At 60.8% G+C, this 13,795-nt stretch carries 11 protein-coding genes; 5 read left to right on the top strand and 6 right to left on the bottom strand.

Annotated elements, in window-relative coordinates; translation table 11 throughout:
• Positions 1-43 precede the first annotated feature (43 nt).
• Both rhlB and B4U49_RS08645 read right to left on the bottom strand, forming a co-directional pair.
• The gene (gene rhlB, locus B4U49_RS08650) at positions 44-1,555 is read right to left on the bottom strand and encodes an ATP-dependent RNA helicase RhlB (RefSeq protein ID WP_078084183.1); all 1,512 of its coding nucleotides are present in this window, start codon (positions 1,553-1,555) and stop codon (positions 44-46) included.
• A 171-nt stretch (positions 1,556-1,726) separates the two neighbouring features.
• Complete coding sequence (locus B4U49_RS08645) at positions 1,727-2,353, bottom strand: HvfX family Cu-binding RiPP maturation protein (protein WP_078084182.1); 627 nt, start codon at positions 2,351-2,353, stop codon at positions 1,727-1,729.
• A 119-nt stretch (positions 2,354-2,472) separates the two neighbouring features.
• On the opposite strand from B4U49_RS08645, the gene B4U49_RS08640 reads away from it, so the two are divergent.
• Positions 2,473-3,825, top strand: coding sequence for an MATE family efflux transporter (locus tag B4U49_RS08640; protein ID WP_078084181.1), 1,353 nt, complete (start codon positions 2,473-2,475; stop codon positions 3,823-3,825).
• Between the two features lie 147 nt (positions 3,826-3,972).
• Positions 3,973-5,493 carry a succinylglutamate desuccinylase/aspartoacylase family protein gene (locus B4U49_RS08635; RefSeq protein ID WP_078084194.1) on the top strand — a complete coding sequence of 507 codons (1,521 nt, stop codon included), beginning with the start codon at positions 3,973-3,975 and terminating at the stop codon, positions 5,491-5,493.
• Between the two features lie 24 nt (positions 5,494-5,517).
• On the opposite strand, the gene B4U49_RS08630 is transcribed toward B4U49_RS08635, so the two are convergent.
• From B4U49_RS08630 to hemA, 4 genes are all read right to left on the bottom strand, one after another.
• Positions 5,518-6,429: a cation diffusion facilitator family transporter gene (locus tag B4U49_RS08630; RefSeq protein WP_078084180.1), complete on the bottom strand. Its 912-nt coding sequence runs from the start codon at positions 6,427-6,429 to the stop codon at positions 5,518-5,520.
• A 78-nt stretch (positions 6,430-6,507) separates the two neighbouring features.
• A complete protein-coding gene (gene prmC / locus B4U49_RS08625) occupies positions 6,508-7,350 on the bottom strand; it encodes a peptide chain release factor N(5)-glutamine methyltransferase (RefSeq protein ID WP_078084179.1) in 843 nt (280 codons plus the stop codon).
• Between the two features lie 5 nt (positions 7,351-7,355).
• On the bottom strand, positions 7,356-8,441 hold the full coding sequence (gene prfA, locus B4U49_RS08620; protein ID WP_078084178.1) for a peptide chain release factor 1: 1,086 nt from the start codon (positions 8,439-8,441) through the stop codon (positions 7,356-7,358).
• Positions 8,441-9,745, bottom strand: coding sequence for a glutamyl-tRNA reductase (gene hemA, locus B4U49_RS08615; protein ID WP_078084177.1), 1,305 nt, complete (start codon positions 9,743-9,745; stop codon positions 8,441-8,443). The genes prfA and hemA overlap by 1 nt, the downstream gene beginning before the upstream one ends.
• A 419-nt stretch (positions 9,746-10,164) precedes the next feature.
• On the opposite strand from hemA, the gene B4U49_RS08610 reads away from it, so the two are divergent.
• The 3 genes from B4U49_RS08610 (at position 10,165) to ispE (ending at position 13,752) form a co-directional block, all read left to right on the top strand.
• Positions 10,165-12,138 carry a tetratricopeptide repeat protein gene (locus B4U49_RS08610; protein ID WP_078084176.1) on the top strand — a complete coding sequence of 658 codons (1,974 nt, stop codon included), beginning with the start codon at positions 10,165-10,167 and terminating at the stop codon, positions 12,136-12,138.
• 10 nt (positions 12,139-12,148) lie between these two features.
• Positions 12,149-12,802 (top strand): lipoprotein insertase outer membrane protein LolB, encoded by a 654-nt coding sequence (gene lolB / locus B4U49_RS08605; protein ID WP_239692529.1) that lies wholly within the window; start codon positions 12,149-12,151, stop codon positions 12,800-12,802.
• A gap of 65 nt (positions 12,803-12,867) precedes the next feature.
• Positions 12,868-13,752, top strand: coding sequence for a 4-(cytidine 5'-diphospho)-2-C-methyl-D-erythritol kinase (gene ispE, locus B4U49_RS08600; protein WP_078084174.1), 885 nt, complete (start codon positions 12,868-12,870; stop codon positions 13,750-13,752).
• Positions 13,753-13,795: the final 43 nt, after the last annotated feature.

Genomic DNA, 13,795 nt, shown 5'->3' with positions numbered 1-13,795 from the left:
ACGCGGGTAATTTCCCGCGTTTTTTATTCAAGCCATCTTTCAATCAGCGACGCGGCCGACCACCACCGCCGCCGCCGCGACGCCCGCCGCGGTTGCCACCGCGATCATTGCGGTCGCCACCACTGCTGCGTTTAACGTGCACCTTGGGCGGCTTGACCAGCAGCTCTTCCGGCGGCACTTCACACTTGAGCTTGCTGCCCAGCAGTTCCTCGATCGGCTCCAGACGCATCGCGTCATCTTCACAGGCAAAACTGATGGAAGTACCACTCTTGCCCGCGCGCCCGGTACGACCGATACGGTGAACGTAATCCTCCGGCTCTTCCGGCAGGGTGTAATTCACCACGTGACTGATACCGTCGATGTGAATACCGCGGCCGGCAACATCCGTAGCCACCAGCACCTTGGATTTTCCGGTCTTGAAATCTTCCAGTGTGCGCACGCGCTTGTTCTGTGCCACTTCACCAGACAGCAGCCCCGCGTTGATACCGTGCGCCAGCAGATTTTCATGCAGACGGCGGCACTGGTCGCGACGGTTGGCAAACACGATCAGGCTTTCCACATCATCCTGCTGCACGATATTGAATAGCAGCGGATATTTCTCATCCCCGGAAACCAGGTACACATGCTGGGTAACCGTATCGGTCGCCACGCGCTCTGGCTCGATTTCGACAATAACCGGCTCCGACGTCCACTGCTCTACCAGGTCGTCCACTTCCGGCGTGAAAGTGGCGGAGAAGAACATGGTCTGGCGATGGGTCTTGCGCGGGGTCTGGCGGACAATGCGGCGCACATCGGGGATAAAGCCCATATCCAGCATGCGGTCCGCCTCGTCGATCACCAGGATCTCGGTCTGGTCGAGGAAGCAATCCCGTTTGCTGACGAAATCCAGCAAACGACCCGGGGTGGCTACCAGAATATCCACCAGACGCTCGTTCAGCGCCTTCTGCTGTTTCTGGTAATCCATGCCGCCCACCAGGGTGTGGATTTCCAGATCGGTGTACTTGCACAGGCCCTTGGCATCGTCGGCAATCTGCATTACCAGCTCGCGGGTCGGCGCAATGATCAGTGCACGCGCCTCGCCCGCATAGCGTTCACCATCGAAAGGGTTCTTGAGCAGATCATCGATCACGGTGATCAGGAAGGCCGCGGTCTTGCCAGTACCGGTCTGGGCCTTGCCCACCAGGTCGTGGCCATTGAGGGTGTGCGGCAGGGATTGCCCCTGAATGGGAGAGGCGTACTGGAAACCCAGGTCCGCAATGGCGTGCATCAGCGGCAGAGGCAGATCCAGATCGTGGAAACGCACCTTGCCCTCGGCTTCCGGTACCTGGAACTCGTCCAGGCTCCACGGCTTCTGCGCTGATTGCTTGCGAGCCTTGTCGCCGCCCTTGCCGCCTCCGCCACCGCGACGCCGGTTGCGCTGGCGGCCACCCTCGGACTTGCGTTCCGCTTGCGGCGCGGAAGATGCGCTCTTTTCTGGCTGGGATCCGGAAGCTTTCTGCCCTTCAGGGGCACTCTGGGACTTGTCTGACGACCGACGGAAAAACTTACCTATCAAAGGATTGCTCGCTCAATTGTTCACAGGCGGGCCAGGGCCAGAACCTGCGCGCCGCGGACGCCCCACTGCTGTCAGAGGGCCCGCCACAGACGGCGATGGGTTAAATAATCGGCGAGTATATCATTTATCCCGATAGCGCGAGTTACAGTCCGGACACACGTCCGAGTCGCCTCAGGGCACCGGAAAGCCGCGAAATCGCGCGATCCAGTAGTCAATACTCACATACCGCCCACCCCCACTGAACAGAAGCGCCAGCAGCATCACAAAATACGTGGCCGAAAACTCGATACCGTTCTTGAGTACCGTGAAATTCCCCGCCTCGGTCAACCAGCTGTAGTTACCATGGGCCTTCAGCAGCGCTACCGCCTTATCCTTGCGCACCACCGCCTCCTCGATCAGGTCCTCTCGCCACTCCCAGGGCATGGTGAGTGTTTGCTCCGGCAGCGCATGCCAGCCGTATTGCCAGTGAGCGGTCACCGCCGCTACGACCATGGTGATCATCAGCGGGATGGCCGCGATACGCACCCCCACCCCCAGTACCAGAGCGATGCCGCCGCAGAACTCCGTCAGCGCCGCCAGCCAGGCCATCAGCACCGGCGCCGGCAGGCCCAACCCCCAGTCCGGATTGCCAAACCAGGCGGCGACATCATCGATACCGGTGAGCTTGTTCCAGCCCGCCAGGATAAAGATAGGCCCGAGAAACAGGCGCAGCAGCAGCGGCCCCAGTCCATCCAGGGGCCGCAGTATGTTCAGAAAACCGGCGTAAATCCGATTGAACCCGTTGCTGGCGCCATCCATAATTCGCTCCCGATTTACCGTGAATGCCATATTGAACTGGTCGGACGGGGCGCAAGATTCTTACACTGCGCCCGCACCTGCCCGGGCTCCGAACAGTTTAGCCATCCTGTACCCATTCCATGCCAAGACTCTACAAACGCGCCACCACCACCGAGCTGCGCCATCTCGCCAATCTGGGCGGACCGCTGGTTGTCAGCAATCTGGCGGTCGTCAGCATGGGGGTTACCGATACCATCGTTGCCGGCCAGTCCGGTGAAGTGAACCTTGCCGGGCTGGCGCTGGGCTCCAGTATCTGGGCCGTGTGCGCGGTTGTACTGATGGGCATGCTGGCTGCGGTATCCCCGGTGGTCGCCAGCCTGCGCGGCGCGCGCGACGAAGAGGGCTGTGCGCGACAGATGAGCCAATCGGTGTGGATCGCGCTGGTGGGCGGCTCGCTGGTGGCGCTGGCGCTACTGGCTTCGCCCCTGTGGAGCCAGTGGATCCAGACCGAGGAGCCGGTGCGCAGGGTCATGGTGTTGTACCTGCTGGCGCTCGCCACCGGTACCCTGCCATTCGCGTTTGGCAGCGCCCTGCGCGGTTACTGCGAGGGCATGGCCCAGGTGCGTCCGGTCATGCGGATCTACCTCGCCGCCGCAGCATTGAATATCCCCCTGGATATCCTGTTTGTGTTCGGCTGGGGCCCGATTCCCGCGATGGGTGGTGCCGGCTGTGGCTGGGCCACCAGCCTGGTGTGCTGGAGTATCGCCATTGCCCTTTACTGGCACGCGGGGCAGGATCCCGCGTATCGCGCGCTGCGCCTGAAACTCCTGCCGCCGCGCCCGCACTGGCCCACCCTGAAGCACCTGCTGGCGGTGGGTATGCCGATCTGTATCGGCGCGGCCAGTGAAGTCACATTTTTTGCCAGCCTGACACTGCTGCTTGCCTCCTACGGTGCCACCATTGTCGCCGCCCACCAGATCGGGCTCAGTATCGGCTCCACCTTCTACCTGGTCGCACTGGCACTGGCCCAGGCGGTCAGTATCCGCACCGCGCAGGTACTGGGACAGGGACGCCCCAAACGGGCGCGGTTTATCAGCATCGTGGGGGTCGGCAGCGGGCTGGTTTACGCGCTGCTGACCGGAGCGGTGCTGATCGGCTTGCGCAATGTGCTAGTGCTCGCTTACACCGGCAACCCCGACATCATTGCCATTGCCAGTAACCTGCTGCTGCTCGCGGCGGCCTTTCAGCTGGTGGATGTTGCCCAGGCCATGGCCTGGGGCGCCCTGCGCGGCTACAAGGACACCCGGGTTCCCATGTACATGCAGCTGTTTTCCTACTGGCTGGTGGGACTGGCAGCCGCCTACTGGCTCGGCGAACAGTACTGGGGCGTTTACGGCTACTGGGTGGGTATCTGTATCGGCCTCGGGACTGCCGCTGTTCTGCTGCTAGTGCGGTTGCGACATACCAGCGGCAAGGCCCTGATCGCACACTGATCGCCGGATTCGCCAATTACCGCGCAAATTGTCGGGAACCGATTGGCTATACTCGCGCTCTCAGCAGACTGACACCCGATTCCCCGTTTTCAATTGTCTGTTTCCAACTTTGTGTTTCCCTGCGCAGTTTCCGTAATGGAGTTTTTCATGCCCCGCCGCCGTTTGAGCCTTCCCGTAATCATTGCCCTCGCCTGCTACGCCGCCTACCTGCCAGCGGAGGAGTCCGATGAAAATGGCGAGCCGGTAGAAACTAGCTCTACCCTGAACACGCAAACGGACGCGGCAGAACAACAGGACCCGGAATCCCCGCAGGAGCCTCAGAGCAAAGAGCGCGCTGCTACTGGTAGCAATGTCGACGCATCTGACCAGCCAGAAAAGCCGATGCCGAAGGCAAAAAGTATCGAACTCGATAAACCGGTCAGCGAACAGGAACTGGTGGCCCCGCCACAGGAGGAAGCTTCGGAGCAGCAGGCAGCCGACGCGGCAGCGGAGCCTGCAGCCCCGGCACCGCAGGCCGAGCCGGAAGCCCCTGTCGGAAAGCCACTCCAGCTGCTGGGCTCAGAAGTCCCACCGGCCACTTCCACCCGCCTGGCCTGGTCCCCCAGCCAGCATTTTGAGGGTGTCTACAGCGCCACCCCGGTACTGGTCGTCAACGGCGCGGAGACCGGCCCCACCCTGTGCCTGACCGCCGCCCTGCACGGCGACGAACTGAACGGTATCGAAACCGTGCGCCGGGTGATGTACAACCTGAACCCGCAAACCCTGAAAGGCGCAGTGATCGGTGTACCCATCGTCAACATGCAGGGATTTCACCGTGGCTCCCGCTATCTGACTGACCGGCGCGACCTCAACCGCCATTTTCCCGGCGACAAAAACGGTTCCTCCGCCTCGCGTATCGCACGCTCGTTTTTTGACGAGGTGGTAGCGCACTGCAATGCCATTGTTGACCTGCATACCGGATCTTTTTACCGCACCAACCTGCCCCAGCTGCGCGGCGACCTGAAAAATCCCAAGGTGGTAAAACTCACCAAGGGCTTCGGCTCCACCGTGGTACTGCACAGTGACGGAGCCAAGGGCACCCTGCGCCGCGCCGCCGTGGAAGCGGGCATCCCCACGGTCACCCTGGAAGCCGGTGCGCCCATGGTGCTGGATGAAACTTCGGTAAGCCACAGCGTGAAAGGGATTCGCACCCTGCTCAACCAGCTGGGCATGGTGAACAAATTCCGCCTGTGGGGAGACCCCGAGCCGGTTTACTACAACTCCACCTGGCAGCGCGCCACTACCGGCGGAATTATTTTCAGCAAGGTTCAGCTGGGTGAATTTGTCAGCAAGGGCGATCTGTTGGGCACGGTCACCAACCCGATCACCAACGTGCGCAAGGAAATTCGCTCCCAGCACAACGGTCGCATTCTGGGCATGGCTATGAACCAGGTGGTGCAACCGGGCTTTGCCGCCTACCACATCGGTATTCAGGCCCCGGAAGAACAGATCCCGGCGCCGGAAGACGTCACAGCGGAAGAGGCACCCGCCACCACCGAGCAGAGCGCACATACGGATTCCGGGGAGCAACAGGAAGAAGCACAGTCGACGTCGCAGGAGCCGACTTCTGACACCCCGGATGGGGACGCGCCCACCGTGGACCACGATGAGCAGAGTGAAGAGGACTGAATTGGCGTGCAGTGAATGGGCCTGCTAGCTGGAATGCGGCCCACTCACCCGATCAATGATCGGTGTTTTATCCACATGCAACGGCTCCGGTTGCAAGGTGATGTGACTGATCGCAAAGCGTTCGATCAGTGTCTCGCGCAGCATCGCCAGTACTCCCGGCCAGGCTGCCAGGTCGTCCACCACGATATGCGCCGATAGGGAAATCATGCTGCTGTCCAGGCGCCAGATATGCAGGTCGTGTACCGAGCGCACCCCATCCACAGCGGCCATGGTTTCCCCCACCTGCGGCAGGCTCAACTCCCGCGGCACCCGTTCCATTAGCACGTCCACCGCATCGCGCAGCAACTTCAGGCTGGAAAACAGGATCAGTGCACAGATCAGTACCGATAGCAGTGGGTCGATCGGCGTCCAGCCGGTGAAATAAATAACCGCACCCGCCACCAGTGCCGCCACCGATCCGAGCAGATCCCCCATTACATGCAGCAGCGCACCGCGAATATTGAGCGTCTGCTCCCCCCGGTGCAGCACCCAGGCCACCGCAATGTTTACCAGCAGGCCGATACTCGCAATCAGCATGACCATACCGCCCTGAACCGGCTGTGGAGCACGCAGGCGATCGAACGCAGCAATGGTGATTCCCACCACAATCAACAACATCAGTACTGCATTGACGATGGCCGCCAGCACTTCCGCGCGCCCCCAGCCAAACGACATCTCGCGGCTCGCCGGCTTGCGCGCGAGCATGGCCGCCACCGCGCCAAGCGCCAGGGAAAAGGAGTCGGTGATCATATGCCCGGCGTCGCCAAGCAGTGCGAGGGAGCCGGAAATCCAGCCGCCGATGGCTTCCACCACAGCAAACGCGAGGGTGATGACCAGCCCCCAGACCAGGGGCTTCAGGTGGTTGCCGTGACTGTGATGATGGGTGTGCTCGTGCATAGACTCCTTCCTGCCGTTTGCGTTTTTGCAGGAGCCTGCCTTTCCAAGGTGCGGCCTGTTCGCCGGTGGAGAAGGCTCCTACGGGGGAGTGCTTTTCTTGCGACCCAGTGTGATACGTTCCCGCCCGGCATAGTCAAGCCGGGTTTCCACCTCAGCGTAACCTGTTTCGTTAAAAATCCTGCGTACCGACTTGCCCTGTTCCCAGCCGTGTTCGACCGCAAGCAGTGCGCCGTCACTGAGGAACTCCCGTGCATCCTCGCCAATGCGGCGGATATCCGCCAGCCCGTGCTCTTCCGCCACCAGCGCCGATAGCGGCTCGAAGCGCACATCCCCTTCGCGGAGATGCGGGTCCTGGGTATCAATATAGGGCGGGTTGCTGACAATCAGATCAAAGCACTGTTGCGGCAGCGCGGCAAACCAGTCGCTCTGCAGTACCGAGACGTTGTCGAACCCCAGCCGCTGCCGGTTTTCTTCCGCCAGCGCCACCGCTGCCGGCATTCTATCCACAGCCGTCACCTGCCAGCGCGGGCGTTCGCTCGCCAGCGCCAGGGCAATTGCACCGGTGCCGGTCCCAAGGTCAAGAACCGAGAGCTGCTCTTCTGGGCACAGCTCGAGCACCGTTTCTACCAGTACTTCGGTATCCGGACGCGGGATCAGGGTGGCGCGGTTGACCTTGAGGGGGAGGGACCAGAATTCACGGCTACCGGTGAGGTGGGCAACCGGCTCACCGGCAACACGGCGCTCCAGTAGCCGCTCGAACTGCACCTGCTGTTCATCGTCCAGCGGGTGTTCGGGCCAGGTGTAGAGCCAGGCGCGGGATTTTCCCAGCAGGTGGCAGAGCAACACTTCCAGATCCAGCCGGGGACTGTCGCTGTACTTGAGTTCTACCGCCCGCTGCAGGTTTTCCTTCACCGTAGCCATGGGGATCAGTGCTGACCCAGAGCGGCAAGTTGATCCGCCTGGTACTCGGTGCGCAATGGGCCGATAACCTCGTCCACCGCGCCCTGCATCACCTCGTCCAGCTTGTACAGGGTCAGCCCTATACGATGATCGGTCACCCGCCCCTGGGGAAAGTTGTAGGTGCGGATCCGCTCGGAGCGATCGCCACTTCCCACCAGGTTTCTGCGCGCGTCGGAAATTTCCTGGGCTGCGGCAGATTCCTGCGCACTGTTCAGTTTCGCCTGCAACAACGCCATCGCCTTGGCGCGGTTCTTGTGCTGGGAACGCTCGTCCTGACACTCCACCACGATCCCCGTGGGAATATGGGTAAGGCGTACCGCGGAATCGGTTTTGTTGACGTGCTGGCCACCGGCGCCGGACGCGCGGTAGGTATCCACACGCAGATCTGCCTTGTTGATCTCGATCGCATCGCGCTCGTCCGGTTCCGGCATCACCGCCACAGTACAGGCGGAGGTGTGGATACGTCCCTGGGACTCGGTCTCCGGCACCCGCTGTACCCGGTGGGCACCGGACTCGAACTTCAGCCGGGCGTAGACATCTTCACCGGCAACGCGGGTGATAATCTCCTTGTAACCACCGTGCTCACCGGGGTTTTCGCTGATCACCTCGATACGCCAGCCCTGCTTTTCGGCGTAGCGGGAGTACATACGAAACAGATCGCCGGAAAAAATTGCAGCCTCGTCACCGCCGGTACCGGCGCGAATCTCGAGGTAGACGTTTTTGCGGTCGTTGGGATCACGCGGCAACAGCAGGGTCTGCAGCTCTTTTTCCAGCGGCTCCAGCTCGGCTTCCGCTTCGCGCAGCTCTTCCTGGGCCATTTCCCGCATTTCATCGTCGCTCTCGTCGAGCATTTCGCGCGCGGTAGCCATATCGTCTTGCAGGGTCTTGTAACGGCCGTAGCATTTGACCACGTCTTCCAGTTCGGAAAACTCTCGCGAGAGGTCGCGGAACTTGTCCTGGTCGCTGATGATTTCCGCATCACCCAGCAGCGCAGACACTTCCTCGTGGCGCTCCACCAGGTTGTCGAGTTTCTGTTGTACAGAAGCTTTCATTACTTGAGTTTCTTTTTCTCCGGCGCAATGGCCGATACATCTGATTCCTGGTCGCAGTCTTCCGGTGCCAGGCCTATTATTTCCCGCGCAATGCGTAACCGTTCCATATCGCCGTCGGCGGTCGCCTTGCGCAGGGCCACGGTGGGCGCATGGATCAGTTTATTGGTCAGCGAGCGGGCCAGCTGTTCCAGCAACTGCTCCGGGTCCGCACCGGTACGCAACTGGACCAGAGTCTTTTCCAGTTCGTCCTTGCTGATTCCCTGAGCCTGCTGGCGGTAGCTGCGGATGGAATCCACCGCGCGCAGGCTGCGGTGCTCGCGCATAAAGTCCTGGGCAGCGGAATCGACAATCAGGTCGGCGGCCTCCGCGGCCTTCTCGCGCAACCGCTTGCCCTCATCGATCACACCCCGCAGGTCGTCCACGGTATACAGATAGACGTCGTCCAGCTTGCCCACCTGCGGTTCGATATCCCGCGGCACGGCGATATCCACCATAAACATCGGGCGATGGCGGCGCTGCTTGAGTGCCGTCTCAACCGCGCCCTTGCCCAGAATCGGCAGCTGGCTGGCGGTGGAACTGATCACAATGTCGGCGCGCGGCAGGTGCTCGGGGATATCCGCCAGCAGGATTGCCTCGGCACCAAAATCCTGTGCCAGCAGTTGTGCCCGGTGCAGCGTGCGGTTGGCAACAATCAGTTTCTTTACCCCTTTATCCAGCAAATGCCGGGCCACCAGTTCGATGGTTTCCCCCGCACCGATCAACAACGCGGTCTGTTCGCCGAGATCGGTGAAAATTCGCGATCCCAGGGATACCGCGGCAAAGGCCACGGAGACCGGGTTTTCGCCAATGGCGGTCTCGGTGCGCACGCGTTTGGCGACCGAAAACACCTGCTGGAATACATTGTGCAGCGTAGAACCAACACTGCCGGACTCCCGCGCCACCGCATAAGCGGATTTCATCTGGCCGAGGATCTGCGGCTCCCCAAGTACCAGCGAATCCAGCCCACAGGCCACACGCATCATATGGCGCACCGCAGTTTCATCGGTGAACTGATAGTGACAACCGGTCAGCTGGTCGAGGGGAACGCTGTGGTAGTTGGAGATCCACGCCAGTACCGCCTCCGGCGCCACTTCGCCGTAGATCTCGGTGCGATTGCAGGTGGAAAGTATCGCTAGTTCCCGACAATCCAGGGCTGCACGGGCCTCTGCCAACGCACTGGGCATTACCTCGGGGGCGAATGCCACTCGCTCGCGTACAGCAACGGGCGCACTATCGTGGTTGATTCCCAGGGCAAGGATCGGCATAGGTTCTCGTCGTCTCGTTCGGGCGCCTCAGTGCACCCGTCCCGAATAATGGTACTAGGGTCGGTAAAAAGGTCGCACATTGTCCGGGGCCGCCGCGCACCGTGCAAGCGCTATCAGGCTATCTGTGTGATAGTGTGCAGCATGTGTCCAGCCGGTCACAACCTGTTTGGCCGCCAACCACGGCTTGCATACCGCGGTTTAAATAGATGCTGACTTCGCGCCGAAACCCCGGTCGCGGCCACCGCACGTGGAATTCAGAACTAGAATTATACGGCGATAACCCGGAAAAATACGCCAACAGACGCCCCACCACACAAATAGGCCCCGCCTCACTGCACGCAAAAGCAAAGGAGGTGCCACAGCTCAGCCCGGGACCCAAGGCTGACCGGTGACCGGCGCGAACGTACGGACACGTTTTTATGCAGCTTTTTTCATCTCCGATCCTTGCCACCTTTTTCGCTCCGCCCCAGTTGAGCCGGAAGGCCATCGCCTCATCCGTACAGGCCCCCGATGGCCGCACGCAGCGGGATGGCGGCCGACGACATCCGGCACGCGTACTCGCAACCGCGATATCGGTGGCCATCCTGTGCGCCTGCAGCCAGCAACCCCGCCAGATCAACGCCGCCAGTGAGCCCGTGGCAGATGCAGTCACCGAGGCACCCGAGATAGCCACTGCCGCGCAACCAATCTCCGGGGGCGCAGAGAAAGTGGCCGAAAACGACGAAACGACGCTGGCAAAACGGGGAGTACCGTCGGGCCAGAAAGAAAAGGACGACAACACCAAACCCTTCCCCATAGAAACCTTTTACACGCTGCTGGTGGCCGAAGTTGCCGGCAATCGCCAGCAGTACGATCTCGCGCTGGCAAATTACTACTTCCAGGCGGAACGCACCAAGGATGCAGGAATCGCTGCCCGCGCTACCCGTATCGCACGCTATCTGAATGCGCGCCGGGCGGCACTGCGCTCCGCCCAGCTGTGGGTTGAACTGGAGCCGGAAAGCCCGGAGGCACAACTCGCCGCCACCGCCGAGCTCACTCTCGCCGGGGAACTGGATGCCGCCATGCACCACGCGGAATTGGCGCTCAGCCTGGGTGGCGATGCGCCACTGCAATCCGTGGCTGCCACCGCGGTAGACAATGAAGAACTGGCGAAGAAGATACTGCCGGAATTCCGACGCCTGTCGCAGAAATACCCGACCAACAACGAGGCCGCGCTGGCGCTGGCCATGCTGCTGCGCGCCAATAACAACCCTCAGGAAGCTCTGAACCTGACCCATCAGGTGCAGGAGCGAGACCCGGCGCTACTCGATGCGCCGCTGCTGGAATCCCATATCCTGATTGATATGGGGCGTAATAAAGAGGCGCGCCAGCTGCTGGAAAACCTGGTATCCCTCTACCCCAAAGAGAGCCGCCTGCGCCTGCAGTATGCACGGCTGCTGATCCGCGAAGATATTGAACTGGCGCAACACCAGTTTGTGGAGCTGGTAAAACAGCGCCCCAACGATGCCAACCTGATCCTTTCCCTGGCGCTGATCCAGTTCGAAACCGGCCAGCTCGACAACGCCAAGCCACTACTGGAAAAGTTGCTGCTGCTCGAGGAACACGAATCCGCTGCACACTTTTATCTCGCCGGTATTGCCGAGAAGGAAAACAGGGTAAAGGAAGCCGTTACCCACTATCGCATGGTGCGCCCCGGCAGCGATTACGTGCAGGCGATTACCCGTGGCACCAATCTGCTCGCCGCCAACGGCAATACCAGTGAAGCGCAGGATTGGTTTGAGGAATTGCGCGCGCGGCACGCGGGACAGGAAGAGCAGTTCTATTTATTACAGACGGAACTGCTCACCAAATACGGGCATCTCAAAGAAGCGCAGACGCTTCTCTCCGGCGCTCTGAAGACTAACAAGGACAGCAAACGTCTGATCTATGCCTACGCAATGACCAGCGAGCAACTGGGCGATGTGGAAAACTTTGAACTGAGTTTGCGCAAATTGTTGTCCCGCGATCCGGATAATGCGAACCTGCTGAACACATTGGGTTACAAACTGCTTTCCTATGACGACCGCCTCGACGAGGCGCTGGTGCTGATCAGCAAGGCACTCGAGCTGAGCCCGGATGACCCCGCCATTATCGACAGCATGGGCTGGGCACATCATCGTTTGGGCAACCATGCCGAGGCGGTGAAATACCTGCAAAAAGCCCACGAGCTGCTCAAGGATCACGAAATTGCCGCGCATCTGGGTGAGGCGCTGTGGGCATTGGGCCAGCGCCAACAGGCGATGCAGGTGTGGGAGCAGGGATTGCAGACCAACCCGGAAAGTAAACTTATCCCCGAGGCCATGCAGCGGCTACAGGATCAACAAAGACTGGAACAGCATGTTACGGAAAGCTGAAGTTCTCTCTGTGTCCCGACTTTCAATTACGATCGATAAAAACCTGTGCGGGCGACTCGCTACCCGCACCCAACAGCTGGTTACCGCGGTACTGCTTGTCGCAGTCACCGCGTGCAGCTCGCAGAAACCGCAACCGTCACAACCGCCGGCACAAACCGCACAACCGCAATCCGCCGCTGCATTGCAACGCTGGGAGGCCACCGGAAAGCTGGGCGTGCGCTCTCCCAAAGAAAATGGCAGCGCCAACCTCACCTGGCAGCAGGCCAGCGGTAACTACCGTATCCATCTCAGCGGCCCCCTCGGCGCCGGCGCTACGGTGATCAGCGGCTCCCCTGCCGGCGTCAGCCTGCAGAGCGGCAATGAACCCGCCGTGTTTGCCTCCAATCCCGCACAACTCACCGAGCAAATTATGGGCTGGCCCCTGCCAGTGTCGGAAATGTTTTACTGGGTTCGCGGACTGCCGGCGCCGGGAGCGGTTGGTGGCCAGCAGAAAAATTCTCAGGGATTGCTGCAAAGCCTGCAGCAAGCGGGCTGGCAACTGAGCTTCAGCGGCTACCAGAACGTCGGTCCCTACCAGCTTCCCACCCGCATCAAAGCCGCCACCAACCAGGCAGCCGGGCCGGTGAGTGTCACTGTGGTGATCAAGGACTGGCAGCCCAAATAAGCTGCTACAGCAAAAGTCTGGCGACTGTTAAACTGGCCGCCAGACTTTGTAACCGTCCCAACTCCATGAATGCGTTTTCCCTCCCCGCCCCCGCCAAACTGAACCTGATGCTGCGCATTCTCGGTCGCCGCGCGGATGGCTACCACGAACTGCAGACGGTTTTTCAGCTACTGGATTTTGGCGACACCCTGACGTTTGAAGCCGCGGCCGACGGGCATATCCACCTGCACTGCCCCGGCGTCGATGTGCCGCCACAGCAGAACCTCATTTACCGCGCGGCACAATTGCTCCAGCAGCACTGTGGCAACGGAGCAGCGGGCGCGAAGATTACAGTAGACAAAATTCTTCCCGCTGGAGGTGGCATTGGCGGCGGCAGCAGCGATGCCGCTACGGCACTGCTGGGCCTGAATCATCTGTGGCAGTGCGGCCTGGATCTAGACAAACTCGCGGAACTGGGCGCACAGCTCGGCGCCGATGTGCCGGTATTTGTACGCGGCCACTCTGCATTTGCCGAAGGGGTCGGGGAGCGCCTGACACCGGTATCCATTACCCCACAGTGGTATCTGGTGCTGACGCCCGCCTGCCATGTCAGTACCGCAGCGCTTTTTTCCGATCCGCGTTTGACAAGAGATTCTGCCGCAATTACATTAGCGGCCCTTCGCGACAGGCGGCTGAACACACACTGGCTGAAACAATATGCCGGTAACGATTTCCAGCCGCTGGTTGAGAGCCTCTACCCGGAGGTGCGTGCAGCCAGAACATGGCTTGCGCAACACGGACAGGCCTACCTGACAGGAACCGGCGCATGTGTTTTCGCCGGATTCACGTCAGAAGAAGCGGCACAAAAAGTGTTCGCTGACCGACCTGAAGGGTGGCAGGGTTTTATTGCCAAAGGCGTCGATGATTCTTCGACCCACAGGCAACTCGCGAAATTTGCAGCAACGGTCTAAATTGACTAGCTGCAACATTGCTGGGGTGTAGCCAAGCGGTAAG

The organism is Microbulbifer mangrovi (assembly GCF_002009015.1).
Taxonomy (GTDB): domain Bacteria; phylum Pseudomonadota; class Gammaproteobacteria; order Pseudomonadales; family Cellvibrionaceae; genus Microbulbifer; species Microbulbifer mangrovi.
This window is presented reverse-complemented; position numbering and strand designations above follow the sequence as displayed.

Excerpts from the sequence above, each read along its gene's own strand:
- B4U49_RS08635 (WP_078084194.1), top strand. The coding sequence starts at position 3,973 with ATGCCCCGCCGCCGTTTGAGCCTTCCCGTAATCATTGCCCTCGCCTGC.
- B4U49_RS08645 (WP_078084182.1), bottom strand. The coding sequence starts at position 2,353 with ATGGATGGCGCCAGCAACGGGTTCAATCGGATTTACGCCGGTTTTCTG.
- prmC (WP_078084179.1), bottom strand. The coding sequence starts at position 7,350 with ATGGCTACGGTGAAGGAAAACCTGCAGCGGGCGGTAGAACTCAAGTAC.
- ispE (WP_078084174.1), top strand. The coding sequence starts at position 12,868 with ATGAATGCGTTTTCCCTCCCCGCCCCCGCCAAACTGAACCTGATGCTG.
- B4U49_RS08630 (WP_078084180.1), bottom strand. The coding sequence starts at position 6,429 with ATGCACGAGCACACCCATCATCACAGTCACGGCAACCACCTGAAGCCC.
- prfA (WP_078084178.1), bottom strand. The coding sequence starts at position 8,441 with ATGAAAGCTTCTGTACAACAGAAACTCGACAACCTGGTGGAGCGCCAC.
- B4U49_RS08610 (WP_078084176.1), top strand. The coding sequence starts at position 10,165 with ATGCAGCTTTTTTCATCTCCGATCCTTGCCACCTTTTTCGCTCCGCCC.
- B4U49_RS08640 (WP_078084181.1), top strand. The coding sequence starts at position 2,473 with ATGCCAAGACTCTACAAACGCGCCACCACCACCGAGCTGCGCCATCTC.
- hemA (WP_078084177.1), bottom strand. The coding sequence starts at position 9,745 with ATGCCGATCCTTGCCCTGGGAATCAACCACGATAGTGCGCCCGTTGCT.